We start from the raw sequence: 26562 nt of genomic DNA on the forward strand, positions 1-26562 counted from the left end.
CGGGGGACAGGCACAGGCGCGTCGCCCGTGGTGGCTCACGACTGCCGGCCGGTGGCTTCGGGGGTGGCCGCGGGACGTTCGGCCGGCCGGGGCGCGGTCATGTCGAGCAGTAGCAGGGCGTCGTGGTCGGGGCTGCCGGGTTCAGCGGTGTAGACGCCGATGCGCTGGCCCGGGGTGCCCTCGATGTGCAGTGACTGCGAGGTGAGAGTGACCGTTCCGACCTGCGGGTGCTGGAAGATCTTCTGCGCGGGCTTGCGTCCGGTCACTTCGTAGCGTTCCCACAGGCCCGCGAAGTCCGGGCTCTTCAGAAGCAGCTCGCCGACGAGGTTGGTGAGATCGGGGGCATCGGGGGCGGTGCCGGCGACGGCGCGCAGCCGGGCGACGCAGCCGGTGATCTGGCGGTCCCAGTCCGGGAACAGGTCACGCGCGGCCGGGTGGAGGAAGAGGTAGCGGGCGAGGTTGCGGTGCTTGACCGGCCAGTCCTCCAGGCCCGCGTACAGGGCGAGGCCGCCGGGGTTCCAGGCCAGCATGTCCATGCTGCGGCTGATCACGTAGGCGGGGTTCGGGCGCAGCGACTCCAGCAGCAGCTTTAGGTGGGGGCGCACCGTGCGGCTGGGCGCCGGGGGCGGTTCGGGCGCGTAGCGGGCCGCGCGGGCGGCGAGTTCGCGCAGGTGCTGGTGTTCCTGGTCGTCCATGTGCAGGGCGCGGGCGAGGGAGTCGAGGACGGCGGGGCTGGGGCGGGTCTCCTTGCCGCGTTCCAGGCGTACGTAGTAGTCGATGCTGATGCCGGCGAGGGTGGCCAGCTCCTCGCGGCGCAGACCGGGTGTGCGGCGGATTCCGGCGCCGACGGTGAGGCCGGCGTGTTCGGGGCTGGTCTGGGTGCGGCGGGCGCGCAGGTAGCGGCCCAGCTCGGCGCCCTCGCTGTGCGCGCTCTCGGATGCCATGACTCCAGTCTCACCCGCCGGGCACCCGCTGCGCGGGCGGGAGGGGGGCCCTGTCATTACCCCTGAAGAGCCCGCCCTGCCACACCGGAGCGATCCGGGCGAAGGTGAATGAGGAAGACGCCGGCCCCCTCGCCGTCGCCCAGGCTCCAACCGGCACGACGTGCCGGGCCGGGCGAAAGTGAGAGACCGGGCAACACCATGGATCGGAAGAGGGTGCAATGCGGTACATCAACCTGCGTGACCTGGAGGTTTCCCGGATCGGTCTGGGCGCCATGGGCATGTCCCACGGCTACACCGGCGCCGGCACCGACGACGCGGAGTCCATCAGGACCGTGCACCGGGCGCTGGAGCTGGGTGTCACGCTCATCGACACCGCCGAGATCTACGGCCCCTACATCAACGAGGAACTGCTCGGGCGGGCCCTGAAGGGGCGCCGGGAGCAGGTGGTGCTGGCCACTAAGTTCGGCCTGGTCTCCCACGGCGGAGACGGTGCCTGGAACCTGGACTCCAGCCCGGCCAACATCCGCACCGCCGTCGAGGGCTCCCTGAGGCGCCTGGGCACCGACCACATCGACCTGTACTACCAGCACCGGGTCGACCCGAACACGCCGATCGAGGAGACCGCGGGCGCCGTCGGCGAGCTGATCGCCGAGGGCAAGGTCCGAGCCTTCGGCCTCTCGGAGGCAGGCCCCGACACGATCCGCCGCGCCCACGCCGTCCAGCCCGTCACCGCGGTCCAGTCCGAGTACTCCCTGTGGACGCGCGGTATCGAGGAGCGCGTTCTGCCCGTCCTGCGGGAACTGAACATCGGCCTCGTGCCGTTCTCCCCGCTCGGACGCGGCTTCCTGACCGGTACGGTCCGCTCTGCCGACCAGTTCGACGAAGGCGACTTCCGCCGCGACAACCCGCGCTTCACGGGCGAGAACTTCCAGCGCAACCTCGCGCTCGCCGACGAGGTCAAGGCCCTGGCCGTCGAGGTCGGCGCCACGCCCGCGCAGGTCGCGCTGGCCTGGTTGCTGGCACAGGGCGACGACATCGCCCCGATCCCCGGCACCAAGCGCGTCAGCCGGGTCGAGGAGAACACCGCCGCCGACGCCGTCACGCTGACCGCCGAGCACCTCGACAAGCTCAGCAGCCTGCCACCCGCCGCCGGCGACACCCACACCGCGGCCCAGGCGCAAATGCTCGAACGCTGATTCCGACCCGGCACGCCGCGCTTGTTGTGGCGCCACCCCGCCCTTCGTTTGGAGTAACACCGTTCATGCATGCAGCAGTGATGTACGGAGCCGGCGACGTCCGCGTCGAGGACCGGCCCGACCCGAACATCGTCCAGCCGACCGACGCGGTGGTGCACATGCTGGCCGCATGCGTGTGCGGCAGCGACCTGTGGCCCTACGCGTCGATGCCCGCCACCGACACCGGCCGCCCCATGGGGCACGAGTTCCTCGGCGTCGTCGAGGAGACCGGCGCCGACGTGACCGGCCTGAAGACCGGTGATCTGGTCGTCGCCCCGTTCACCTACAGCGACAACACCTGCGACTACTGCGCCAGGGGCCTGCAGATCTCGTGCCGCAACGGCGGCCGGTACGGCTTCGACGGCGTCGACGGCGGGCAGGGCGAGGCCGTCCGCGTCCCGTATGCGGACGGCACCCTGGTCAGGCTGCCGGTGGCCGCCGACTCCGCGCTGCTCCCGTCGCTGCTGGCCCTGTCGGACGTGATGACCACCGGCCACCACGGCGCCATCACGGCCGGCGTCACCCGCGGCGACGCGGTGCTGGTCGTCGGCGACGGCGCGGTCGGCCTGTGTGCGGTCATCGCCGCCAAGCGGCTCGGCGCCGAGCGGATCGTGCTCGCCGGCCGCCACGCAGCCCGCACCGCCCTCGGCCGCGAGTTCGGCGCCACCGACGTGGTCGCCGAGCGCGGCAAGGAGGGCATCGCCCGCATCCGCGAGCTGACCGGCGGCGTGGACAAGGTCATCGAGGCCGTCGGCACCCGTCCGGCCCTGGACACCGCGCTCGGCGCGGTCCTGGACGGCGGCACCGTCAGCCGCCTGGGCGTCCCGCAGTACGAGCAGGGACCGATCGGCCCGGCCGCCTTCATGCGCAACATCACGCTGACCGGCGGCGCCGGCCCCGCCCGTGCCTACATCGAGCAGCTCCTGCCCGACGTCCTGGACGGCACCATCGCCCCCGGCCGCGTCTTCGACCAGACCTTCACCCTCGACCGGACACCGGACGCCTACCGGGCCATGGCCGACCGCCAGGTCCTCAAGGCCCTCATCCGCCCCTGACATCCCCTCCCACCCGCACAGCGCGAAGGACACTCCGCTCATGCAGACCGTCATCCTCAACAACGGCGTCGAGATGCCGCTCCTCGGCTTCGGCGTCTACCAGATCCCCGCCGAGGACACCGAGCGCGCCGTCTCCGAGGCACTGGCCGCCGGCTACCGCCTGCTGGACACCGCCGCCGCCTACGGCAACGAGGAAGCCGTCGGCCGCGCCATCAAGTCCAGTGCCATCGCCCGCGAGGACCTGTTCGTCACCACCAAGCTGTGGGTCCAGGACGCGCCCGCCGAGGACAACACCAACCGCGCGTTCGAGACGTCCCTGACCAAGCTGGGCCTGGACTACCTCGACCTGTACCTGATGCACCAGCCGTACGGCGACGTCTACGGCCAGTGGCGCGCCATGGAGGCACTCAACCGCGAGGGCGCGGCCAAGGCGATCGGCGTCGCCAACTTCTACCCCGACCGGATGATCGACCTGATCGTCAACAACGAGATCACCCCGCAGGTCAACCAGATCGAGACCCACCCCTTCTTCCAGCGCGCCGACTACCAGGACCTGATGCGCGAACACGGTGTGCAGATCCAGTCCTGGGGCGGCTTCGCCGAAGGCAGGAACGACCTGTTCACCAACCCGCTGCTGGCCGAGATCGGCAAGGAGTACGGCAAGTCGGTCGCACAGGTCGTGCTGCGCTGGCTCACCCAGCGCGGCGTCATCGCCATCCCCAAGTCCGTGCGCGCCGAGCGCATGGCCGAGAACATCGACGTCTTCGACTTCCGGCTCACCGACGAGCAGATGGCTGAGATCGCCACCCTCGACACCGGCAGCTCCCTGTTCTTCGACCACCACGACCCCGAGATCGTCACCTGGCTCGCGGGGCGCCGCTCGGACGCCTGACCCGAACCCGACACCCCAGGGGCGAGCAACCGCTTCGCCGGCCGCTCGCCCCTCTCGCTGCCAGATCCCTCGCGAAGGGCCCATCTGTGAATCAGCCGAACCACAGCTCGGCCCGGCGCCGAACGATCCTGCGCGCCGCGCCGCTCACCGGAGTCACCGCCATGACCGTGCCCCGCCCAACCAGCTGATCGCCCGCGAACGATCGGCAAGCCCGCGGTCGGCGACAGACGTCGCCGAGCCCGGCGGCGAGCGGTACAGCGCGGGGCAAGGTGCTGCTCGCGTAACTTCTCGCGGCCCGGCGAGAACTACTACTACGGCGATCGCACCGACCTGAAGGTGGGCAACACCGAGGTCGTGGCCCGCAAGATCCGCGATCTCATCGGCTGCGACGTGTACCGGATCGAGCCCACCGACCCCTACCCGGAAAGCTACGACGCGACAGAGCAGGCTTCCATTCGCCGAGGGGCGCGGCGACGGTGGTGCCGAGAGCTGCGGCGATGCGCCATAGGTGGCTGATCCGCGTGTCGGACTGGGCGCCTTCGGTGCGCTGAACCGTGTTGCGAGAGACCTCGACCCGTTCCTGGGTGAGGTTTTGGTGCATGCGCCGGTTGCGGATGCGGTCGCCGAGGGCGCGGCGGTGTTCGAGGATCCGGAGCGGCAGGTCGGCAGGCACTCGACAAACGCATGATCGCTGTATTTGCCGGAGTGTTGACCGGAACTGCCCTGCTCCTCCCGGCATATGCCGCAGGCCTACCGGCACTGTCGCAAATTCGAACGTTTGTTTACTTGAATGGGTGGCCAACGAGAAGTGATCTCCATCGGTGGTCGCATTGCCCGTCTCGGGTCGCCGTCCACGCCGCCCAAGGTGCAGCGACCCGGGGCCGGCTTTGTGTCATGGTGGGCTGATGTTCGCACTTCGCCAAGTTGACGCGATGGGAGCCCAGTGGGAGTCGAGTGGGAGATGATCACGGTGAACGTGAGCGAACCGACGCCAACTGGAGCTGGCTGCTCGATGTCGCCTGTGTGTGATGGTGCCCAGGCCGGGCCTGTATTCAGTGGCAACGCACCAAAGGGGAACCGATCATGAACATCCCTTTCTTGGACAACTGGCGCAAGCGTCACTCCGGCACACGGGAGGCGGGGCTCGCAGCCGCCGTCGCGGCTGATCCCGATGGCGTGGCCGAGCTCCTTGCCGAGTGCGAGCTGCTGCGTGTCCGGGCGGGGCAGCGGGGGCTCGAACTCGATGACAGCCCGGCCTCGTTGGCGGCTCTCGACCAGTTGCCGCCGCGCTGGCGCGACGATCCCGAGGAACTGCCCTGGCTGGGCAACGACGCGGGGCTGTACCTGGGCACGGTTCTGGTGCGCAACGTCCCCGGGGCGGTCTGGAGCATCTGGCCGAGCGGACAGCCCGTGGTGCGGCTCGCCTCCGGGCGGGAGATCGATGTGGTCGAGGCCGGGCTGGACTGGGCGATGGCGGGCAGTCCCGAGCTCTCGCAGGTGTACTCGGAGTCGGCCGAGGGGTAGACCTTTCGCCAAAACCAGACAAGACGCCTTATGCCCCATTTGTGCGTGTCGGAGGCGAAGTCCCTTTTCGCGCTGGATAGTTTGCGCTGACCTCGACATAGCGACAAGTGGGTGGGGCAGCGTATGGCCGTCGATCCGTTGATCGAGCTGCGGGACGTCAACAAGTTCTACGGGCAGTTGCACGTACTGCGGGACATCAATCTCACCGTCGGCCGCGGGGAGGTGGTGGTGGTCATCGGCCCCTCCGGCTCCGGTAAATCAACGCTCTGCCGGACCATCAACCGGCTGGAGACGATCGAGTCGGGTCGCATCGCGATCGACGGCAGACCTCTTCCCGAGGAGGGGAAGGGGCTGGCCCAGCTCCGGGCCGAAGTGGGCATGGTCTTCCAGTCGTTCAACCTGTTCGCGCACAAGACCGTGCTGGCCAATGTCTCACTCGCCCAGCTCAAGGTCCGCAAGCGGAAGAAGGACGACGCCGACCGGCGCTCCCGGGAACTGCTGGAGCGGGTCGGACTCGCCTCGCAGGCCGATAAGTTCCCCGCCCAGCTCTCCGGGGGCCAGCAGCAGCGGGTGGCCATCGCACGCGCCCTCGCCATGGACCCCAAGGCGCTGCTCTTCGACGAGCCCACCTCTGCACTCGACCCGGAGATGATCAACGAGGTGCTGGAGGTCATGCAGCAGCTCGCCCGGGACGGCATGACCATGGTCGTCGTCACGCACGAGATGGGCTTCGCCCGCTCCGCCGCCAACCGTGTGGTCTTCATGGCCGACGGCCGCGTCGTCGAGGACCGCACTCCCGAGGCGTTCTTCACCGCTCCGGAGAGTGATCGCGCCAAGGACTTCCTGTCCAAGATCCTCAAGCACTGACGGGGAGCTCCGTGTTGCGTACGAGAAGAGTTCTGGCCGCCTGCGCCGGTCTCCTGCTGGCCGTGCTCGCCGCCGGTTGCGGCAAGGAGGGCAGCCCGCCGGTGAAGGGACCGAAGCCCGAGCAACTGCCTGTGTACAAGGTCGACACCAGCTTCCGGCTGCCCGAATCACCGACCTGGAAGAAGGCGAAGAAGCGCGGATACCTCCGGGTCGGGGCCAAGGAGGACCAGCCCTATCTGGGTGAGAAGGACCCGGCCACCGGTGTCTACTCCGGCTTCGACATCGAGATCGCCAGGATGATGTCGGCCTCACTCGGCTTCGACCCGAAGACGATCCGCTTCAAGACCATCGCCTCCGCCAACCGCGAGACGGCTCTTCAGAACGGCCAGATCGACTACTACGTCGGCACCTACACCATCAACGCCATGCGCAAGAAGCTCGTCGGCTTCGCCGGGCCCTACTTCATGGCCGGGCAGTCGCTGCTCGTCCGCACCGACGAACACGACATCAACGGCCCTGGGGACCTGGCCGGCAGGACGGTCTGCTCGGCGGCCGGATCGACCCCGTACCAGCGCATCGCCGCCGACTACCCGAAGGCGATCCTGGTCGGCTACGACACGTACTCGATCTGCGTCGACAACCTGCTGACGTACCAGGTCGACGCCGTCACCACCGACGACGCGATCCTGCTGGGCTTCGCCGCCAAGGCGCCCAAGGAGCTGAAGGTGGTGGGCAAGCCGTTCTCCGAGGAGCCGTACGGCATCGGCGTCCCGCGCAGCGACAACGCGCTGCGGTTCGCCCTCAACGACGCCCTGGAGGCGAACGAGAAGAACGGCAACTGGAAGAGGGCGTTCGAGGCCACACTCGGTCTGTCCGGAGTGCCCGCGCCGACTCCGCCGCCCATCGACCGCTACCCGGCGACCTGAGAGGCGGGCATCGACCATGGACGTACTCACACAGAACTTCTCCCTCTACGGCAAGGGCTTCCTCGGCACGGTCGAGCTGACCGTCTACTCCTCGATCCTGGCCCTGCTCCTCGGCTTCTTCATGGCCTCCTGCCGGGTGGCTCCCGTCGGCTCGCTCCGGGTGCTCGGCACGGTCTGGGTGACGGTGCTGCGCAACACCCCGCTGACGCTGCTCTTCTTCGCCGTCCTGCTCGGACTGCCGCGCTTCGGCCTGGTGCTTCCCTTCAAGGTCTTCGCGGTCCTCGCGCTCGGCTGCTACACCTCCGCGTTCATCTGCGAGGTGCTGCGCTCCGGCATCAACACCGTGCCGACGGGGCAGGGCGAGGCCGCCCGCAGCCTCGGCATGACGTTCGGCCAGACGCTGAACAACATCGTGCTGCCGCAGGCGTTCCGTTCGGTGATCCCGCCGATCGGCTCGACGCTGATCGCCCTCGCCAAGAACTCGGCGATCGCCGGGGCTTTCAGCGTCACCGAGCTGCTCGGCACCTACAAAACCCTCAACGAGCTGGGGTACAGCATCATCTGGACCTTCGTCTGGATCGCCGTCGGCTACCTGATCATCACCCTGTCCATCAGTGCGCTCTTCAATGTGCTGGAGAAGCGCTGGGGAGTCGCCCGATGACCACCCGCACCGCGCCGTCCCCCACCGCGCTCTACGACATCCCGGGCCCGGTCACCCGTAAACGCCACCGCTTGTACGGGTTCGTCTCGACGGCCCTGATCCTCGCCCTGGTCGGTTGGGTCATCTATCTGCTCTTCGACACCGAACAGTTCACCAGCGTCAAATGGACACCCTTCGAGTACAAGGGCATTCAGGAGCTGCTGCTGCGCGGACTGGGCAACACCCTCAAGGCGTTCGCGTACGCCGCGGTGCTCTCACTCGTGCTCGGGGCGGTGCTCGCCGTCGGCCGGCTCTCCGACCACCGGGTCGTGCGCTGGGCCTCGACGCTTCTGGTCGAGTTCTTCCGGGCCATGCCCGTTCTGGTGATGATCTTCTTCATCTTCGTGGCGCTGAAGGTGCAGCCGCTGCCCGCGCTGGTCACCGGTCTGACCCTGTACAACGGCTCGGTGCTCGCCGAGGTGTTCCGTACCGGAATCAACTCGGTGGAGCGCGGCCAGCGCGAGGCCGCGTACGCCCTGGGGATGCGCAAGACGCAGGTCACCACGTTCGTACTGGCCCCGCAGGCGGTGCGTGCCATGCTGCCCACGATCATCAGCCAGCTGGTGGTGGCCCTCAAGGACACATCGCTGGGCTATCTGATCACCTACGAGGAATTCCTCCACGCGGGCAAGCTCATCGCTTCCAACCTCGACTACGATCTTCCCTTCATCCCTGTGGTGATGGTGATCTCGCCGATCTACATCGGGATGTGCATGCTGCTCTCCTGGTTCGCGACGTGGGTGGCCAAGCGGGAGCGGCGCAATCCGAAGACGAAGGCCGTGGAGGTCGCACCGGCCGAACCAGGAACGCTGCTGCCGGGAGTGCAGTAGCCGGGACCCGCTGAGAAGCGGTCCCCGAGGGGCAGTGCCCGCCCGGCAGCAGCCGGTGATCACTTCTCGCGCAAGGGAACGGACACGTACGACGGGTCCGCCCGGGGCGAGGAGAAGGTCAGCTGTGAGCCGGCCGGGTTGTGCTCGATGTACAGCGGGTCGACGGTGTCGATCACCAGGGCGAGCCGGTGACCGGCCGGGACGTCGTAGGCGGTGGAGAACAGCTCCAGGTCTACGGGGAACGGCCGGTCCGGTGTCTGTCCGTGGAAGGTATAGGGGGCGTTGCTCACCAGTTTGCCGAGGCCGAGCGGCCCTTCGTCGTAGAGATACGCGACGAAGGTGCCGCTCTCCTTGTTGCTGGTCAGCGTGGTGTGGAGCCTGGCCGTGCCCCGGATGTGCCGCTTCGACGCGTACGTCTCGGACTGCCAGACGCCTGCGAAGGTACGGGGCAGCAGCGGGATTGAGGCGAGCGGCGGCAGCTTCACGAACTGGTCGAGGGCGTTGGACAGCATGACGATGCCGCCGTTGGCGCCCGAGTCGATATTCGCGTAGATCTTCTTCGTGCCGTCGAGCGCGATCCGTTCCTCGGCGGCGCCGACCGACTTCCAGTCCGGATAGCCCTCGTAGCCGCCGTCGTTGCGGGACCTGAGCTGGACCGGCAGCTCCTGGTCGATGCCGTTGCGCTCGTCCTTGAGGTAGCGGTCGAACCAGCGGTGGGCGTCGGTCCAGGTGTCGTTGGGCAGGCCGAGCAGTCCGGTGGCCTCGGCGGTGGCGTGGTCGCCGGGGCGGAACTCCAGGCGCTTGGGGCCGGTGAGCTTGTCGTAGAACGAGGCGTACTGGTTGGGCGGGAAGATCGTGTCGCCCCAGGCGTTGCCCATCATCACGGCGGCGCCGTTGGCGTTGATCTCGTCGAGGTACGTGGCGGGGGAGCGCTTCTTCCCCCAGGCGATCATGTCCTGTTCCTTGGCGAGGTCGGAGCCGAGGAAGTCGGTGAGCGTCCGGTTCAGTTCGTCGCCCGGGCGGCCGGTGAGCAGGCCGGCGCCACCGAGGAGGGCTGCGGCCTGGAGGTGCTGGGTGCGGCCGCTGTAGATGGAGTCGATGAGATCGGCCCAGCCGCTGAGAGCGACCACGGCCTTGATCCGCTTGTCGTGGCCGGCGGCCAGGAGGCTGATGCCCGCGCCGTAGGAGACCCCGCCCATGCCGATGCGGTCCGGGTCGGACGGGGTGTTGGCCAGGGCCCAGTCGATGACCGAGGAGGCGTCGGCGAGGTCGGGCGGGCCCGCGACCTCGATCCTGCCGCCGGAGAGCCAGAAGCCCCGCGAGGTGTAACTGACCACCACATAGCCGGAGTCGGCGAGCTGCTGGGCCTGGGCAAGATATTCGACCTGTGGCAGGCCCCAGCTGGTGGGCAGCACGATCAGTGGATGCCGCTCGCCCGGCTCCGCACCGGCGGGCGTGAACACATTGCCCTTGAGTGTGATCCCGCCGGAGCCGGGGATGTCGTAGAACCTCAGGCTCGGGGCGGACGCCGCCACGGCTGCGGCGGCGGGCCGGGCGGCGGCCGCCGGGGCCGAGCCGAGGGTGGCTCCGGCGAACAGGGCGGCGACTGTTCCGAGGGAAGCGGTGGTGCGCAGAGCCGGGTACGGGCGTGCCACGGGTCACTCCTCACGCGTGTCGGTGCAAAGTGACCCGACGGTAACCCCGGCTCCTTACTCGTGGTAACTCGTCGGTGAGTTGCGTGAGAGTAACGATTATTGGATGCGGTGTCAGTAGCGCGGCGCGGCCGTACGGCTCACTTCAGCGCGCTCTTCGCCTGCCAGTCGGACCATGTCACATTCCACGCCCCGTACCCGTTGCCCTCCGCGACCGTGCCCTTGGCGTCCGTGCCGGTGATCTCGAACGGGTCGCCCACCCGCACCTGCTGGTACAGCGCGGCGGCATTGGAGTCGCTCATTCCGACACAGCCCGAACTGTGGTTGGCCACCCCGAAGTAGGCGGCGTTCCACGGCGCCGCGTGGGCGTACATCCCCGACCAGGTCAGCCGCATCGACGAGTCGACCATCTTGTCGTAGGCGTCGCCCAGGCCGACCGTCTCGGAGCGCATGTTGATCGTGCCCTCCTTGGCCATCAGTACGGCCGTGCCGCGCCAGGACGCCTTCTCGCCGCCCGGCGTGCCGGCCGACATGGGCACGTCCATGACGGTCTTCCCGTCCCGCTTCAGCGTCAGCCGGTGACGATCGAGGTCGACCTTGACCACCTGGTTGGTTCCGATCGTGAAGGTGGTCCTGTAGTCGCGGACGAACCAGCCGCCGGACGGGCCCGAGTCGATTCCGTTGAGGTCGGCGTCGAGCGTGACCTTCGTACCGGACTTCCAGTACTCCTTGGGCCGCCAGTCGATGCGGTCCTTGCCGGAGTAGTCCTGCAGCCAGCCCCAGGAGCCCTCGGTGTTGTTCGAGGTGGAGACCTTCAGGGCCTTCTCGACCGCGGCCCTGTCCTTCACCGGGTTGTCGAAGACGATCGACAGGGGCTGGGCCATACCGACCGTGGTGTTCTTGCCGGGGGCCAGCGTCAGCTTGTTGACCTTGTCGGCCCCGGCGGTGGTGAACCCGGCCTTGTCGCTGCCGCCCTCGGTGTCCTTCGCCTCGACGCTGTACGTGGTGCCGGGCGCGGCCGGCCGGTCCGACGTCCAGGTCCTGCCGTCGGCGGATATCCGGCCGGTGAGCGCGTCCCCCTCGGCCGCGCTCACCGTGACCGTCTTCAGCCTGCCGCTGTCGAGGGTCACCTTCACCGGCTTCCCGGGGGTGGCTCTGCCGCCCTGGAGGTTCACCGAGATCTCGGCTTCCTGCGCCGGTGCCTTCCCGGCCACGTGCCCCGATCCCTTGCCCGAGTCCGATGCGGACGCGCCGGAACAGGCGGTGAGCGTGGCGCCGAGCACCGCGGTACCCGCGATCAGGGTGAGCCGGACCGGGCGGCCGAGCGGGGCGGTACGGCGTATGCGCCGACGTGCAGAGATCAACGGAAAAACCTCCAAGGCATTGCTTCTCGTCGGTGGAGAGGTATTCACCCGACGATAGGTTCCGCAAATCGGCCGAAAACCGGGAAATCCCCTGTGTGACATGGACCGCAGCGCAACGGTCATCGTCCGGTCACATTCGCCGCTCGGCTCTGTCACGGACCGCTGTGAGCATCCTGTGCAGCCCCGCAGAGCCGACAACGGGGCGGACCAGGGAGGGCCACGAACATGTCAGCGTTGCTCGCGACCGGAGACCGCAGCCATGACCACGAGCTACGGATACGCAGCCTGACCGCCGCCGAGCACCGGGCCTTCGTGTCCACCCGTACGGAGGCAAGCTTTCTGCAGTATCCGTCCTGGGCCTCGGTGAAGGACCAATGGACTTCCGAAATGGTCGGCTGGCACGGCGACTCGGGTGAACCGGCCGGGGCCGCGCTGGTGCTCTACCGGCAATTCCCGGGAACCCGCAAATACTTCGCCTATCTGCCCGAGGGGCCGGTGGCCGACTGGGCCGACCCCGACATCGACCGCTGGCTGCGGCCGCTCATGGCGCACTTGCGCAAGGCCGGTGCCTTCGCCGTACGGATCGGCCCCTCGCCGGCGTACCGCCGCTGGGACACCGCCCGCCTCAAAGCCGCCACCGGCCCCGGCCGCAAGGTCAGCGACGTACTCGCGACGGAGGTGGACCCGCTCGGCACGGCCGTCGCCGAACGGCTCCGGGCCCGCGGCTGGCGCCGCTGCGGCGGCGACGGGGGAGGGGACGCCGACGCACAGCCGCGCTATGTCTTCCAGGTGCCGCTCGCCGGACGGACCCCCGACGAACTGTGGTCGGGACTCAACCAGGAGTGGCGCCGCAATGTACGCAAGGCCCAGAAGGCCGGCGTGCGGATCGTCATCGGCGGCGCGGCCGAACTGCCGGAATTCCACCGCCTGCTGCGGATCACCGAGGAGCGCGACGGCTTCCGGCTCGGCCGCTCCCTCGCGTACTACCAGCAGCAGTACGCCGTACTCAACGCCGAACACCCCGGCCGGATGAAGCTCTATCTGGCCGTCCACCAGGGCGAGATCCTGGCCGCCCACACCATGATCAGCACCGGCCGGCGGGTCTGGTACCAGACCGGCGCCTCCGCCGACCACCGCCGCGAGGTCCGTCCCAGCAACGCGCTGCAGTGGAAGATGATGCTCGACGCCCATGGGCTCGGCGCCGATGTGCACGACATGCGCGGGGTACCCTCCACCCTTGACCCCGGCGACCGCCCCTTCGGGCTGCTCCGTTGGAAGCTCGGCACCGGAGGCCAGGTCGTCGAGACCCTCGGAGAGTGGGAGACATCGGTGGGCGGAGCTGCCAACAACACCTTGTACCGGGCGTTCCAGGCGTACCTGGCGCGCCGATGACGGCCACCGAGGCGGCCACCGCGAAGGCCGCAGAGCGCAAGTCCGGCTCGGTGCTGCGCAGCGGCGCCGTCATGGCCTCCGGCTCCATCGTCTCCCGGGCGACCGGCTTCATCCGCTCGGCGGTCGTCGTCGCCGCACTCGGCACCGGACTCCAGGCGGACGGGTACACCGTCGCCAACACCGTGCCCAACATCCTCTACACACTGCTCATCGGCGGCGCGCTCAACGCCGTCTTCGTCCCCGAGCTGGTGCGGGCCGCCAGGAACCATGCCGACGGAGGCGCCGCGTACACCGACCGGCTGCTCACCATCTGCACGATCGGGCTCCTCGCCCTCACCGCGCTCACGGTCGTCGGCGCCCCGTGGATCGTCTCGGTCTACGCTCCCGACTACCACGGCGAGCAGGCCGATCTCACCGTCGCCCTGGCCCGCTACTGCCTGCCGCAGATCCTCTTCTACGGACTGTTCACCCTCCTCGGTCAAGTGCTCAACGCCCGCGACCGGTTCGGCGCGATGATGTGGACCCCGGTCCTCAACAACGTGGTGATCATTGCGGTGTTCGGGACCTATCTGGCCGTCGCGGCCGGCTCCGACGGTACGTTGACCCCGGCGCAGGCCCAGTGGCTCGGCTGGGGTACGACCGCCGGGATCGCGGTGCAGACGCTCGCCCTGGTGCCCGCGCTGCGCGCGGCGAAGTTCCGCTGGCGGCCGCGGTTCGACTGGCGGGGCAGTGGGCTCACCCGGCCGCTGCGCGCGGCCGGATGGCTCGTCATGCTCGTGGCTACCAACCAGATCGCCTACTGGGTGGTCACCCGGCTCTCCACCGCCACCGGCCAGCACGCCGTGGAACAGCATGTGCCGGGCGGCGTGGGCTACACCGCGTACAGCTACGCCTTTCAGTTGTGGGTGGTGCCGCACGGCATCGTGACCGTCTCGCTCGTCACCGCGCTGATGCCCCGGATGAGCCGGGCGGCGGCCGACAACGACCTGACGGGTGTCCGGCGCGATGTCTCGTACGCCCTGCGCACCTCGGCAGCGGTCGTGGTCCCCGCGGTGGCCCTGCTGTTCGCGCTGGCACCATGGGTGATGGGGGCCGTGTACGGATACGGGCGCACCGGCGACGCGGACATTGCCGTGATGGCGGGGATGATGATGGCGTTCGCGCCGGGGCTGATCGCCTACTCCGGGCAGTACGTGCTCTCCCGCGCGTTCTACGCGATGAGCGACACCCGCACCCCGTTCCTCCTCAATCTGGTGATCGCGGCGCTCAACGCCGGGCTCTCGATTGCCGCGTATCTGCTGCTGCCGGTCCGCTGGGCCGTGACCGGGATGGCCGGGGCGTACTCGGTGGCGCTGTTCGCGGGCTTCGGCGTCACCGCGTATGTGCTGCACCGCAGGGTTTCCGGCAGCGATGCCGCCCGGCCCTCACTGATGCGTTCGCCCGGGCTGTGGGCGCAGCTCCGGCTGGTGGTGGCGTGTGTGCCCGCCGGGCTGCTGGGATACCTGGCCGCTCGCGCCTGCGAGGGGTCGGGGGACTTCGCCGCGGTGGGGGCGGGGGCTGTCGTACTCCTGCTCACGGTGGCGCTGCTGGCACGGCCGCTGCGGCTGCGGGAGGTCAGTGCTGTGATCGCGGCGGGCCGGGGGCGGCTGCGGCGGGCGTGAGCCCCCGGCGCACAGTCCGGTCACCGGTTCGAATCCATTCCTTGACCGCTGGGATACTGCTGCCATGCCTCGCGTGTTGCTGATAGAAGACGACCCCTCCGTACGGGAAGGGGTCGAGCTGGGGCTGCGGCGGCGCGGTCATGAGCTGCGGGCCGTCGAGACCGGTGAGGAGGGGCTGGCCGCGCTGGGGGAGTTCCGGCCCGATCTGGTGCTCCTCGATCTGATGCTCCCCGGAATGAACGGGGTCCAGGTCTGCCGCCTGATACGGGAGACCAGCCAGCTGCCGATCATCATGCTCACGGCGCGCGGTGACGACTTCGACGTGGTCGTCGGGCTGGAGGCCGGCGCCGACGACTACATCGTCAAGCCGGCCCGTACCGAAGTGATAGAGGCCAGGATCCGCGCCGTACTGCGCAGGCTCGCCGAACCCGCGGGGCGCAGCGGCATCGAATCCCACGGCGAACTGGCCGTCGACCGCGCCGGGCTCTCCGTCGCCAAGGCGGGGCGGCGCATCCTGCTCGCGCCCTCCGAACTGAAGCTGCTGCTCCATCTCTCGGCCTCGCCCGAACAGGTCTTCAGCAGGCAGCAGCTCCTCGAATACGTCTGGGAGCACAGCTACCACGGAGACGCGCGCCTGGTCGACGCCTGTGTGCGACGGCTGAGGCAGAAGATCGAGGACGTGGCGGGCAGCCCGCGCTACATCCAGACCGTCCGCGGTTTCGGCTACCGCTTCGGACCGCTCGCATGAAGCTCTTCGCCGCGCGGTTCGGACTGCGGACCCGTCTCGTAGGCGCCTTCCTCCTGGTCGCGGCGATCAGCGTCGTCACCACCGCGACCCTGACCTACCGGGAGGCCCGCTCCGCCATCCTCCAGCAGGCGCAGGACACGGCCGTCGCCCAGTTCCGCGACCGGATCGCCGCGCAGGCGGTGACCCTTCCGGTGGATCCGGAGCAACTGCGGCAGACCTGCCAGGCCCTCGCCAGGGAAGGCAAGCCGCACACCTGGAGAGTCTTCGCCGAGTACGGGAAGACCCGGGTCTCCTCGACGGACCGGCCCACCTCCGGCGTGATCACGCCCGCACTGCGCAACGCCGCCCGTGGAAACGCGCACGGCTCCTTCCAACGAGTCGTCAAGAACGGCGAGCCCTGGCTGACCATCGGGATGCCCGCAGTCTTCGACCGGGGCGACGGACGCCAGCCCACCGGGCTCGTCCTCTACGCCGTGATGCCGCTCACCACCGAGGAGGCCAATGTCAACGCCATGGTCACCGCGGCCCGCGACGGCGCCCTGCCCGCCCTCCTGGTCGCGCTGGTGCCCGCCCTGCTCGCCGCCCGCAGCGTGCTGCGCCCGGTACGCGATCTGCGGCGGGCCGCCGCCGGCATCGGCCGGGGCGAGCTCGACACCCGTATCGAGGTCAGGGGCTCCGACGAACTCGCCGAACTCGCCTGGACGTTCAACGAGTCATCGACAAAGCTCCAGGAGTCGGTGGAGGAGCTCCAGCGGGCGGAGGCGCGGGCCAGACGCTTCGCCTCGGACGTCTCGCACGAGTTGCGCACCCCGCTCGCCGGAATGCTCGCCGTCACCGAGGTGCTCGACGAGGACGCCGCCCAGCTGAACGCCGACACCGCGGCGGCCGTCCGGCTGATCAGTGCCGAGACCGGGAAGCTCGCCACCCTCGTGGAGGATCTGATGGAGATCTCCCGCTTCGACGCGAAGGCCGCGGATCTTCACCTCGACGAGGTCGACGTCGCCGAGACGATCCGCAAGACCCTGCAGGGCAGGCACTGGGAGGACCGGGTCCGCACCGAACTGCCGGACGGGATACGGGCGATGCTCGACCCGCGCCGCTTCGACATCGTCGTCGCCAACCTGGTCGGCAACGCCCTGCGGCACGGTGCGCAGCCCGTCACCGTGCGGCTGCGGACCGAGCGGCGGGGCGCGGACCGCCGGCTGGTGACCGAAGTCGCGGACAGCGGGCCGGGGATCGACCCCGCCGTGCTGCCGCACATCTTCGACCGGTTCTACAAGGCCGACGCGGCCCGCACCCGGTCGGCGGGCAGCGGGCTCGGCCTGGCGATCACCCAGGAGAACGTACGGCTGCACGGCGGCACCGTGCATGCCGCCAACGGGCCCGCGGGGGGCGCGGTCGTGACCGTGGAACTACCGCTGGAGAACCAGTGAGACGTGTACGCGCATTCGGCGCCCTGCTGTCCCTCGTGCTGCTGGGTACCGGGTGCGGGATACGGGCGACGGATGTCGTCGAGGTGGGCGATCCGGCGACCGTGGACGTGCCCCCGGGGCCCCAGCAGGGCGCGCTGCTCTACTTCGTTTCCTCGTCGTCCGCGAACCGGCTGATGCCCGTCGTAAGGGTGGTCGAACTGACGCCGGAAGGAGACTCCTCGGGCGCGGGGGACGTATGGCGTGGCTCCGACAAGGCGGTTGCCATGCTCTTCGACGGGCCCACCAGGGCCGAGATCGACGCGGGACTCCGTACCGAACTTCCGGACATCCGCGCCGTGTTGAGTCTGACCCTGGGGCCGGACGGTGTGTCGGTCCGGGTGAACACCGCCGTCACGAAACTCTCCGAGGTCGCCCGGCAGCAGCTGATCTGCACGGCCGCGCAGGCCCGCACCGCGGACCGGGGCGCGGCGGTGAAGGTGACCGGCACCGACGGCGTCATCGGGCCGGCCCACTGCTCCATCTGACTGCCGGCTTCCTGCCTTCGCGACCAGGGCTCAGCCCGTCGCCCGGTGCGAGTTGCGCGGTGCAGGTGCGGGGGTCTGCGCGGCCCGTGTCACATCGGCGACGAGTTCCACCACATCGGGCCCGTACGCCTGCGAGTTGACCACCTTCAGCAGCAGGCAGAAGGTGTTGTTGCCGTGTTTGCGGGCCAGCTTCTCGTAATTGCGGGCCAGATAGCGGGAGGCCGCCTGGTTGGTGATCGCCTGCTGTCCGCAGAACAGAAAGACCGGCCGGGCATCCTGACCGAGCGTCAGCCGTGCCAGCAGCACATGTTCGGCGACGCCCTTCTCCGCCCGGTAGCGCTCCGAACCGATCTGGAAGGCGCCCCGGTCGGGGCCGGGCTCCGGATCGGTGTTCACCTTCACGCCGGGCAGCAGCGAATGAAGATGGGCGGCCATCCGCCGGTTGGAGACCGGTCCGCCGACACAGAATTCGGTGCGCTCGCCGAAGCCCTGCTGCGCGATGTCGTGGGACAGGATCTGTGCGTGTGCCGAACAGTCCTTGATGAGCGCGGAGAGTTCGAGCAGGGCGAAGACGTCGTGGCGGTGTACGGCACCGTCGCCGCCCGCGTCGCGGTTGACGACGAGCAGGCACTCGGAGTTGCCCGGCAGCCCGAAGAACGCCTGCTTGCGGCGGAGCCTGCGGCGCCAGAGATAAGTGCGGGCGATCCAGCCCAGCGCGGCGCTGATACCGGCGGCTATCACGCCCAGCACGATGTTGCGTACGTCGTCAGTCATGGGCGGGCATGTTAGCGGGCGATCGGCCCCGGGTTCACGGCGGTCCTGACGAGGCGGGCGGGGCGGCGTTACCCTGCGGCGGACAATCCTTCACTGGAGGTGCGCATGCGACGTCTCGTCGCGCGGAATGTGTCGTTGCCGGTTGTTTTCGCCGCTGTCGTCACGGTTGTGGCAGCCGCCCCGTCCTCGTCTGCACCACCGACCGCCCCACCGCCCAAGTCGCCGGTCGCGGTGGGTTACGGAGGGGCGGTCGCCAGCGTCGACGCGGATGCCTCGGCCGCCGGTATCGAGGTGCTCCGCAAGGGCGGCAACGCGGTCGACGCCGCGGTGGCGACCGCGGCGGCGCTCGGTGTCACCGAGCCCTACTCGTCGGGTCTCGGCGGTGGCGGCTACTTCGTCCACTACGACGCCAAGAAGCGCACCGTGGAGACGATCGACGGCAGGGAGACCGCACCGCGCAGTGCGGACTCCTCGCTGTTCCTGGAGAACGGCAAGCCGCTCGCCTTCGACGACGCGGTCACCAGTGGACTGAGTGTGGGCACCCCCGGCACCCCGGCCACCTGGGACACCGCGCTCGACGCCTGGGGCAGCAAGTCGCTGCGGCAGGTGCTGAAGCCGGCCGAGCGGCTGGCCAGGGACGGCTTCGTCGTCGACAGCACGTTCCGCTCGCAGACGGAGGGGAATCGGGCCAGGTTCGCCGACTTCCCGGCGACCAGGAAGCTCTTCCTGCCGGGCGGGCAACTGCCGGTGGTCGGCTCGGTCTTCAAGAACCCCGATCTGGCGCGTACGTACGAACAGGTGGGCCGCAAGGGCATCGACGAGCTGTACAAGGGCGAGCTGGCCGACGACGTCGTACGGACCGTACGCAACCCGCCCGTGGACCCGAAGGCCACCCGGGTCGTGCGTCCCGGCGACCTCACAGCCAAGGACCTGCGGTCCTACCGGGCGCTGCGGCAGGCTCCGACGAAGGTCGGCTACCGCGGCCTCGACGTGTACGGCATGGCACCCTCCTCGTCGGGCGGTACGAGTGTCGGCGAGGCGCTCAACATCCTTGAATCCACGGACCTTTCGAAGGCGAGCGAGGTGCAGTATCTGCACCGCTACATCGAGGCGAGCCGGATCGCGTTCGCGGACCGCGGGCGATGGGTCGGCGACCCCGCGTTCGAGGACGTACCGACGCAGGGGCTGCTCAGTCAGCGGTTCGCAGACTCGCGGGAATGCCTGATCAAGGATGACGCGGTGCTCACCAGCCCGCTCGCGCCGGGGGATCCCGGTCACCCGGCCGACTGCAAGTCCGTTGGCACGGCCGCTCCGACGACGTACGAGGGGGAGAACACGACACATCTGACGACGGCCGACAAGTGGGGCAATGTCGTCGCCTACACCCTGACGATCGAGCAGACCGGCGGCAGCGGCATCACCGTGCCGGGGCGCGGCTATCTGCTCAACAACGAGCTGACGGACTTCTCGTTCGCGCCCGCCAGTCCGGCGGTCCACGACCCGAATCTGCCGGGTCCGGGCAAGCGTCCGCGCTCGTCCATCTCGCCGACGATCGTGCTGAAGCACGGTGAGCCCGTGCTGGCCCTCGGCTCGCCGGGCGGCGCCACAATTATCACGACTGTGCTGCAGTCGCTCATCGGCAAGGTCGACCGGGGGCTGCCGCTGGTCGACGCCATCGCGGCGCCGCGCGCCAGTCAGCGCAACTCGGCGACGACGGAGCTCGAACCGGGGCTGTGGAACAGCCCCGTGCGGGCGGAACTGGAGTCGCTGGGGCATGTCTTCAAGCTGAACCCGGAGATCGGGGCGGCGACAGGTGTGCAGCGGCTGCCGGACGGACGGTGGCTGGCGGCTGCGGAGAAGGTGCGCCGGGGCGGGGGCTCGGCCATGGTCGTGAAGCCGAGCGGGCGGCCGTGACGACACGTCAATAACCTTATGGACAGAGCTGGTTCCTCGTGAAGCTTCATGGGGAACCAGCCCTGTGCTCTTGGCGGGGACCTGGCTTCGGGTCCATCTCGGCCGCGTCGGTGAGGTAAGTTTCCCGGCTTTGCATTCTGTACTGGAGGGTGCTCGGGCAGCGGCGCGGTGCGGCCTGAGCACCCTGGGGCGTGCGGGTCAGCCGCCCTGACCGGCGCTCCCCATCGGGCCGACCTTCACCACGGAGCCGGCACCGTCCGTGACGGGCAGCGTGTCGGCGCCCGGCCAGTCGAGGGTGACCGACTTCGTCTCGTCCGGCGGGGTCACCACCAGTCCTGTGATGCGGATGCCGGAGCCGCCCGACGTGTTGATCGGGTAGTTGATGCCGAAGTACACCGACTTCCCGTCCTTGAGGGTCATCGGGGTGGCCTTCTCGCCGGTGCGCTTCGCGGACAGCGACCCCGAGCTGGTCTTCAGGTCGACGCCCGCGTACCCGGAGAGCACGCAGTCCCGGCCGCCGCCGTTCTTCAGCTCCACCGCGACGGTCCCATCGGGGTCGCCGTCGATGGTGCTGTCGATCGCCGTGATCTCCAGCTCGTCGGTGCGGCACTTGCCGACCTTGCCGTTCTCGCTGGAGCCGGTCCCGGCGGTCGTGCCCTGCCCGCCGGATCCCTTTTCGGCGGAGTCCTTCCCGCCGTCCTGATCCGAACCGCCCGAGCCCGGACCGCCGCTCGTGGAGGACGCGGTGGACGTGGACGACGGGGCGCTCTGTCCCATGTCCTCGTCGCCGTTCTGGCAGGCCGTGAGCGAGAGACCCGCGACAACGGCCAGGGCTGCGAAGGTGAGCTTCTGTACGCGCATTGTTTTTTCCTCGGTGTCGGTGGGGGGTGCCGGCCGCTCGGCACGGTCGGTACGAGCCGGTACGAGCGAGCGTTTCTGATCACCAAGAGCCGCCCGGCCCGGCGAGGCGTTCCGTTCAACCACCCGCTAATACACCCCTGTTACACGCACAGCCAGGCACGACGCGCACCACCACCGGGCGCACCCCGCCCGCACCGCTCCCTGCCGCACCCGCTCCCTGCCGCCGTCCGGCAAGGGAAACAGGGGCCGGACACGGCGCGCCCTACCGTGCCGGGGCACGCCGCCGGCCGGCCGGGACGGCGGTTCCCGCCGCCGCCCCGCACCCGTCAACGCCCGCAGCCCACTGGGACAGACCCGTAACCCGGCGAACCTTGACCACAACCGGTGGCATGCCCGCCGGCCGAAGCACCGACCCGGCACGCTTCCTCCTGTTCGATCAGCTTCAACACGTCGATCCAACAGAGAACGAGGTGTAGCCCAGAGGTGCCCGGACACAGGCGGTGTGCGCGTCCCGGACCCGGGCGGCGAGCACCGCCACGGAGCGCCGGACGTCGTCCGGTCAATGCCGCAGTGGCCGCCGCGAGGGAGCAGCGCTCATCCGGCCTCTGCGGCAGGGGCGCGGTTTCCTCAAGGGGATCCCCCTGTAGTTCGTCGTCTCACTACGGTCGGCTCATGACCAATGACGGTGTAGTCGCGGATGAGGCGATCCGTGCAGCGTGGGACTCGTACCAGGTGCTGGAGAAGTGCACGCGGTCTGTTCGCACCGCAACCACAGCGGCCCCGGTCATCCGGCTCCGCACGTGATCGCCCGGACAGGTCCTGGACGCGAATGAGGGGATGCCGATCACAGCGCGGTCAGAATGCGCGGACCGTCGTCGGTGATCGCCACCGTGTGCTCGGCGTGCGCTGCCCGGCTGCCGTCGGAGGTACGCAACGTCCAGCCGTCCCGGTCCGGATGGAAGGAGTCCTTGCCGCTGCCGATCAGCATCGGCTCGATCGCCAGCACCATTCCGTGCCGCAACGGCATGCCGCGACCCGGTCGTCCCTCGTTGGGGACGGCCGGGTCCTCGTGCATCGACCGGCCCACACCATGGCCGCCGAACCCCTCCGGAATGCCGTAACCGGCGCTGCGGCACACCGTGCCGATCGCATGCGCGATGTCGCCGATCCGATTGCCGACGACCGCCGCCGCGATCCCCGCCTCCAGCGCCGCGAAGGCCGTGTCGATCAGCCGGGTGTCCGCCGGCCGGGCGCGCCCGACGGTGAAACTGATCGCCGAATCGCCCGCCCAGCCACCGAGCGTCGCGCCCGCGTCGATGCTCACCAGATCGCCGTCGCGCAGCCGCTGGTCGGTCGGGATGCCGTGCACGATCGCGTCGTTGACCGATGCGCAGATCACGGCGGGAAACGGGGTGGGGGCGAAATGCGGCCGGTAGTTCAGGAACGGCGACCCGGCGCCCGCCTCGCGGAGGACCCCGCGGGCCACCTCGTCGAGTTCGCGCAACGAGACGCCGACCGCCGCTGCTTCCTGCACGGCCGTCAGCAGTTGCGCCACGACCCGGCCGGTCTCGCGCATCGCTTCGATGGATGTGTCTGTCTTGAGCTGCACCATGCCAATTACTATACCGGTCGCAGCGGTATTAGAATGACGGCATGGTACGAACGCCCCTGACCCCGGAAGAGCGCCGACGCGGCGAACGCCTCGGAGCGCTGCTCCGCGAGGCGCGTGGCGGGCGCAGCATGGTCGAGATCGCGGCGAGCGCCGGAATCTCCGCCGAGACGCTGCGCAAGATCGAGACCGGCCGCGCCCCGACCCCCGCCTTCTTCACCGTCGCGGCGCTGGCCGGGGCGCTCGGACTCTCGATGGACGAACTGCTCACCCGCTGCGCCCCGGAGCCGGATGTGGTGCCGCTGGCCGGGTAGGGCCGCGCGACGTCTGCCCGGACACCGGTCCGGCGCGCCTGTCCTGCGGGCAGGCCCGCGCTCTGCCGGGCAGGTCGCGCTGGGAGGCGAGGTGCCCACGCTGCGGGGAATCCCCTGTGCCGGCCTCCTTGGGCAGTCGGAGCGGCCCCAGCAGCACGGCCGCGACGGCCGGCGGCACATTCGGCGCGAAGTGGGCGCACCGGCCGCCCGGCCCGATCGGCAGGCCGTCCAGCAGAGGGCCGATCACGGCGATGGTCCGGCTGGTAATGGCCAGGGCGGTCAGCACCCCACCGGGACTGTCCCGCCCGATGGGCTTGGCCACGCTGCGCAGCAGCGCCAGCGCGGCGGGATACCCGGCGCAGGTGCCGAACCCGAGCAGGACCCGCGAGGCGATCGGCGCCCCGAGGTTCGGCGCCAGGGTGCCGACGGCACCGGCGACCCCGACAAGGCTCGTGCTGACGAGGAAGAGCCTGTGCGGCCCGAAGGTGTCGATGAGCCGACCCGGGACAGGCTTGGTCGGGGAGCCGGAAGGGGTAATGGCCCGCGTTGATGTGGTGGCGGGCTACCGGCTCGACCGAGGGCCGCACCGCCACCGGGACGCGTCTCCCCGCAGGGGCGCTCAAGAGGGTGTGCGCCGCACCGTGCTTCGACCGCACCGCAGTCGAAAAGCGCGCGTAGCCGTGCTGTAACACGGCTGGGGTCGAATGCCTGCGGACTGGAAGGCTCCAGTCGACGCTGGCGAGGGCGACGATGACGGTGCATCAAGGTGCTTGGGAAGTACGGGAGTTCACGCAATACCTACGGGATCTGGTGGCGCTGCTGGACCCCGGGAGCGGCTGGTACGGCGTCTTCTGCCGACGAGATCCCGCAGGGATGCGCGCCTGCCTCGACGGCGCCGAGATTCCGCCCTGGGACGTGGTGGAGTCGCTCTTCCAGGACCTGGCGGCCGTGCGCGGCACAGCGTACGTACAGCGTGGGTCGCTACGGGCCGCCGAGCTGTATTCCGCCTCGGTGGCCGCCCATGACCGACGGCCCGGCGGACGGCAGGTGCTCGTCGAACGGCTGGAGCTGATGCTGCGGGAGCAGAGGTACGCGGCCCAGCGCCTCCGGGCGGCCGGAGCGGGCGGTGGGACGACCCCGGACGCGGAGGAGGTGGCCTGGGCCCGGGACGACCACGAACGCGCCACCGCCCGCTGTACGGAGCTGCGCAGGCGACTGGCCGCGGTGACCGTGCCGACGGGCTGGTTCCGCACGGAGGCGCAGGCACCGGACCGGGAACCCGAACCCGAGCGCGGCCCCGACGCGGCACCGCGTACTCCTCGGCCGCCTGCCCCCAAGCGCAAGAAGCCGCGCGGCGCCCGGTTCGCCGGTCTGGACATCGACGAGACCGATGACGACGGAGTTCTGGCCGCACCCGTCCTGCCCGTACCGCCGACGACGGCCTCCGTACCACGCGGCGCCCGCTTCGGCGCCGCCCCGACCGGGGACGACACGCACTTGGAACCGACCTCCGCCGCCCCCGACCCCGAGGCGCACCGGGCCGCCGCCGGCGCCGTCGAAAGGCTGCTCCGGCTCCGGGCCGAGGGCCGCAGCGGCGAGGCGCACGTCGTGCTCTGCGAGGCGGCCGGCTGGCCCGCGGACCGACTGCCGGTGCTCGCCGTCGCGCTGCACCGGACGGGCCTCGACGCGGACTGGGCGACCCTGCTGTGGGAGGTGTCCTCGCTGCCGCCCGCCGAACTCGCCGCGGCTGCGGGCGCGCTGGCCGCTGCGGGACGCCCGGACGACTGCGACCAGTTGCTGCGCCAGGGGGTGGCGCGGCCGGCCGCGGAGATCGCCGATGCGGTGGTGGCGCTGGACCGGGCGGGGCGAGGGCCGCAGGCACAGGCGTTGCTGGGTGCCTTCATCCGCGTACGGACTCCGCAGGACGCGGCACGGGTCGCGGCGGGCGATCCGCACCAGCTGGTACCGCAACTGCTGGCCGCGGCCCGTGCGGTGTCGCCGGCGCGGGAGTGGGATGTCGTCCATGCGCTGCGGGTGGCGGGCATCGTGGGTGCACCCTAGGTACTGGAGATCAGTCGGTGAGAGCCGAACGGCTGCCACATCCGCAGGGCGGTCGGTTCCGGAACGGTCACGGCACTTCAGCTCCGTCGCTTCGCTCGCTGTGGTCGAGCCGCATCCTCCCGATCTCCCCCGGTGACGGATAGAACCGCCGGGCCCAGCGCCGGAACGGGCCGATCGGTCCGTCACCGGGAGCGAGCCGGGGCGGCTGCTGGTACTGCTTGTGATTCCAGATCGGAAAGTCGGCGGCGGTGAACTCGCAACTGGAACGGAAGACGGCGCGGTCCAGCAGCCGGGCGGCGGTTCGGCTCACCACCCGTGCGAGCGGGGCCGGTAGCCGGGCCGGTTCGGCGAAGGCGATGCGGTTGCGCTGCCGGAACTGCATCCGGTTGGGCGCGATCGCTGTCGGCATCACCATCGTGCACATGCGAAGCCCGATCCGAGGCGTGTACACATCCGCGTGCAGGCAACCGAGTCCGTAGCCGTCCACCTCCACCTCGACGACGAAGTTTCCCAGCAGCGGCGCCGACTCGTGGGCCCGCATGGACACGTGGAACGCGGCATCGTCGTAGACGACAGGCCCGCCGATCTCGGCCTTGGCCCAGCCGTGCAGGGTGGCGAAATGACCGAGGTCCACCGAGTTCTCGATGACTTCCTGGACATTTCCGGCCAGCTCCCACGCGGCGTTGCGGGCAGGCCGGTGGCCGATCCTGTGCCAGTCGGGGATGAACCAGTCCGGTGCCCGGCCGTCGTGGTGCCGCCAGACGAAGACAGCACCGTTGACCTCGTGCACCGGCAGTTGCGTCAACGGCGACCTCGGCGGCTTTGTGTCGTATCCCGTCCGCACGCACCTGCCGTCGGGGCCGAACGCGAAGAAATGGAAGGGACATACGAGATCGTCCCCCTCGACCTTCGCCAGACCGAGATGGGCGCCGAGGTGCGGACAGTACGGACGGACGGCGCGGACCGCCCCCGTACCGAGCCGGTACAGCACCACGTCCTGCCCCGCCAGAGGCCGGGTGAGCACAGCGCCCGGCCGCAGCTCCTCGGAGAAGGCCAGCGCGGACCAGCCGCTCGGACAGGGCAGGGCAGGCGCCCCCGCAGCATCGGCCGGCGTCGGCCCTTCGCTGATGGCGCGCCCGTACTCGTGTGGCAGTCCCACGACTTCCCCTCTCAGGATCGGTCGCCTGGAGACTGCCCAGACCGCTCCGAGATCCTCCCGACACGCCGCACATCACCCGAACGGGAAGGAGCGCGGGAGGCGTTGACGGGTACGCGAGCGCCG

Annotated in this window: 25 protein-coding genes and 1 pseudogene; 18 read left to right on the forward strand and 8 right to left on the reverse strand. The window is 69.8% G+C overall.

All coding sequences use genetic code 11. The features are described from left to right. Positions 1-35 precede the first annotated feature (35 nt). The gene (locus ACFVYE_RS04725; protein ID WP_383959103.1) at positions 36-944 is read right to left on the reverse strand and encodes a helix-turn-helix transcriptional regulator; all 909 of its coding nucleotides are present in this window, start codon (positions 942-944) and stop codon (positions 36-38) included. A gap of 218 nt (positions 945-1162) precedes the next feature. Between ACFVYE_RS04725 and ACFVYE_RS04730 the strand changes: the two genes are divergently transcribed. From ACFVYE_RS04730 to ACFVYE_RS04775, 10 genes are all read left to right on the forward strand, one after another. Then, positions 1163-2140: an aldo/keto reductase gene (locus ACFVYE_RS04730; RefSeq protein ID WP_389604064.1), complete on the forward strand. Its 978-nt coding sequence runs from the start codon at positions 1163-1165 to the stop codon at positions 2138-2140. A 65-nt stretch (positions 2141-2205) separates the two neighbouring features. After that, a complete protein-coding gene (locus ACFVYE_RS04735; RefSeq protein ID WP_383959099.1) occupies positions 2206-3234 on the forward strand; it encodes a zinc-binding dehydrogenase in 1029 nt (342 codons plus the stop codon). Positions 3235-3274: 40 nt separating this feature from the next. Further along, positions 3275-4126: an aldo/keto reductase gene (locus tag ACFVYE_RS04740; RefSeq protein ID WP_383959097.1), complete on the forward strand. Its 852-nt coding sequence runs from the start codon at positions 3275-3277 to the stop codon at positions 4124-4126. A 336-nt stretch (positions 4127-4462) separates the two neighbouring features. Beyond that, on the forward strand, positions 4463-4642 hold the full coding sequence (locus ACFVYE_RS04745; protein ID WP_383959096.1) for a hypothetical protein: 180 nt from the start codon (positions 4463-4465) through the stop codon (positions 4640-4642). Further along, the gene (locus ACFVYE_RS04750) at positions 4635-4814 is read left to right on the forward strand and encodes a hypothetical protein (protein ID WP_389604067.1); all 180 of its coding nucleotides are present in this window, start codon (positions 4635-4637) and stop codon (positions 4812-4814) included. Before ACFVYE_RS04745 ends, ACFVYE_RS04750 begins: the two co-directional genes overlap by 8 nt. 395 nt (positions 4815-5209) lie before the next feature. After that, positions 5210-5650, forward strand: coding sequence for a DUF6278 family protein (locus tag ACFVYE_RS04755; RefSeq protein ID WP_383959094.1), 441 nt, complete (start codon positions 5210-5212; stop codon positions 5648-5650). Between the two features lie 123 nt (positions 5651-5773). Beyond that, the gene (locus ACFVYE_RS04760) at positions 5774-6517 is read left to right on the forward strand and encodes an amino acid ABC transporter ATP-binding protein (RefSeq protein ID WP_383959161.1); all 744 of its coding nucleotides are present in this window, start codon (positions 5774-5776) and stop codon (positions 6515-6517) included. 14 nt (positions 6518-6531) lie between these two features. After that, positions 6532-7443 (forward strand): glutamate ABC transporter substrate-binding protein, encoded by a 912-nt coding sequence (locus ACFVYE_RS04765; RefSeq protein WP_383959092.1) that lies wholly within the window; start codon positions 6532-6534, stop codon positions 7441-7443. 16 nt (positions 7444-7459) lie between these two features. Continuing rightward, on the forward strand, positions 7460-8104 hold the full coding sequence (locus ACFVYE_RS04770; protein ID WP_327271946.1) for an amino acid ABC transporter permease: 645 nt from the start codon (positions 7460-7462) through the stop codon (positions 8102-8104). Continuing rightward, complete coding sequence (locus tag ACFVYE_RS04775; RefSeq protein WP_383959090.1) at positions 8101-8973, forward strand: amino acid ABC transporter permease; 873 nt, start codon at positions 8101-8103, stop codon at positions 8971-8973. Before ACFVYE_RS04770 ends, ACFVYE_RS04775 begins: the two co-directional genes overlap by 4 nt. Positions 8974-9032: 59 nt before the next feature. On the opposite strand, the gene ACFVYE_RS04780 is transcribed toward ACFVYE_RS04775, so the two are convergent. Further along, a complete protein-coding gene (locus ACFVYE_RS04780; RefSeq protein WP_383959089.1) occupies positions 9033-10628 on the reverse strand; it encodes a CocE/NonD family hydrolase in 1596 nt (531 codons plus the stop codon). A 137-nt stretch (positions 10629-10765) separates the two neighbouring features. After that, a complete protein-coding gene (locus ACFVYE_RS04785; RefSeq protein WP_389604070.1) occupies positions 10766-11989 on the reverse strand; it encodes an Ig-like domain-containing protein in 1224 nt (407 codons plus the stop codon). 225 nt (positions 11990-12214) lie between these two features. Here ACFVYE_RS04785 and ACFVYE_RS04790 point away from each other — a divergent pair, with 225 nt between their 5' ends. The 5 genes from ACFVYE_RS04790 (at position 12215) to ACFVYE_RS04810 (ending at position 17747) form a co-directional block, all read left to right on the forward strand. Next, positions 12215-13381, forward strand: coding sequence for a lipid II:glycine glycyltransferase FemX (locus tag ACFVYE_RS04790; RefSeq protein ID WP_389604072.1), 1167 nt, complete (start codon positions 12215-12217; stop codon positions 13379-13381). Further along, positions 13378-15042 (forward strand): murein biosynthesis integral membrane protein MurJ, encoded by a 1665-nt coding sequence (gene murJ, locus ACFVYE_RS04795; protein ID WP_383959083.1) that lies wholly within the window; start codon positions 13378-13380, stop codon positions 15040-15042. Before ACFVYE_RS04790 ends, murJ begins: the two co-directional genes overlap by 4 nt. Before the next feature lie 64 nt (positions 15043-15106). Then, on the forward strand, positions 15107-15790 hold the full coding sequence (locus ACFVYE_RS04800) for a response regulator (protein ID WP_383959081.1): 684 nt from the start codon (positions 15107-15109) through the stop codon (positions 15788-15790). Then, positions 15787-17223 (forward strand): sensor histidine kinase, encoded by a 1437-nt coding sequence (locus tag ACFVYE_RS04805; protein WP_389604075.1) that lies wholly within the window; start codon positions 15787-15789, stop codon positions 17221-17223. The genes ACFVYE_RS04800 and ACFVYE_RS04805 overlap by 4 nt, the downstream gene beginning before the upstream one ends. Further along, positions 17220-17747: a hypothetical protein gene (locus ACFVYE_RS04810; protein WP_383959078.1), complete on the forward strand. Its 528-nt coding sequence runs from the start codon at positions 17220-17222 to the stop codon at positions 17745-17747. Before ACFVYE_RS04805 ends, ACFVYE_RS04810 begins: the two co-directional genes overlap by 4 nt. 30 nt (positions 17748-17777) lie before the next feature. Here ACFVYE_RS04810 and ACFVYE_RS04815 read toward each other — a convergent pair whose 3' ends face one another. Further along, positions 17778-18521 carry a hypothetical protein gene (locus ACFVYE_RS04815; RefSeq protein ID WP_383959076.1) on the reverse strand — a complete coding sequence of 248 codons (744 nt, stop codon included), beginning with the start codon at positions 18519-18521 and terminating at the stop codon, positions 17778-17780. 105 nt (positions 18522-18626) lie between these two features. On the opposite strand from ACFVYE_RS04815, the gene ggt reads away from it, so the two are divergent. Further along, positions 18627-20435, forward strand: coding sequence for a gamma-glutamyltransferase (gene ggt / locus ACFVYE_RS04820; RefSeq protein ID WP_383959074.1), 1809 nt, complete (start codon positions 18627-18629; stop codon positions 20433-20435). Between the two features lie 198 nt (positions 20436-20633). Here the strand turns inward: ggt and ACFVYE_RS04825 are convergent, their stop codons facing one another. Both ACFVYE_RS04825 and map read right to left on the reverse strand, forming a co-directional pair. Next, positions 20634-21296 (reverse strand): DUF4232 domain-containing protein, encoded by a 663-nt coding sequence (locus ACFVYE_RS04825; RefSeq protein WP_389604077.1) that lies wholly within the window; start codon positions 21294-21296, stop codon positions 20634-20636. Between the two features lie 844 nt (positions 21297-22140). Continuing rightward, entirely contained in the window at positions 22141-22908 is a 768-nt protein-coding gene (gene map / locus ACFVYE_RS04830; RefSeq protein WP_383959070.1) for a type I methionyl aminopeptidase, read from the reverse strand. Positions 22909-22949: 41 nt separating this feature from the next. Here map and ACFVYE_RS04835 point away from each other — a divergent pair, with 41 nt between their 5' ends. Further along, entirely contained in the window at positions 22950-23219 is a 270-nt protein-coding gene (locus ACFVYE_RS04835; RefSeq protein ID WP_114247546.1) for a helix-turn-helix domain-containing protein, read from the forward strand. Between the two features lie 58 nt (positions 23220-23277). On the opposite strand, the pseudogene ACFVYE_RS04840 reads toward ACFVYE_RS04835, so the two are convergent. Further along, positions 23278-23733: pseudogene (locus ACFVYE_RS04840) on the reverse strand (MFS transporter); the annotation flags it as partial. Between the two features lie 236 nt (positions 23734-23969). Between ACFVYE_RS04840 and ACFVYE_RS04845 the strand changes: the two are divergent. Continuing rightward, positions 23970-25280 (forward strand): hypothetical protein, encoded by a 1311-nt coding sequence (locus ACFVYE_RS04845; RefSeq protein WP_389604080.1) that lies wholly within the window; start codon positions 23970-23972, stop codon positions 25278-25280. Positions 25281-25347: 67 nt separating this feature from the next. On the opposite strand, the gene ACFVYE_RS04850 is transcribed toward ACFVYE_RS04845, so the two are convergent. Then, positions 25348-26439, reverse strand: a complete 1092-nt coding sequence (locus ACFVYE_RS04850; protein WP_389604082.1) for a Rieske 2Fe-2S domain-containing protein — start codon at positions 26437-26439, stop codon at positions 25348-25350. Positions 26440-26562 lie beyond the last annotated feature (123 nt).

Origin of the sequence: Streptomyces sp. NPDC058239 (genome assembly GCF_042882185.1) — a bacterium.
Lineage (GTDB): Bacteria > Actinomycetota > Actinomycetes > Streptomycetales > Streptomycetaceae > Streptomyces.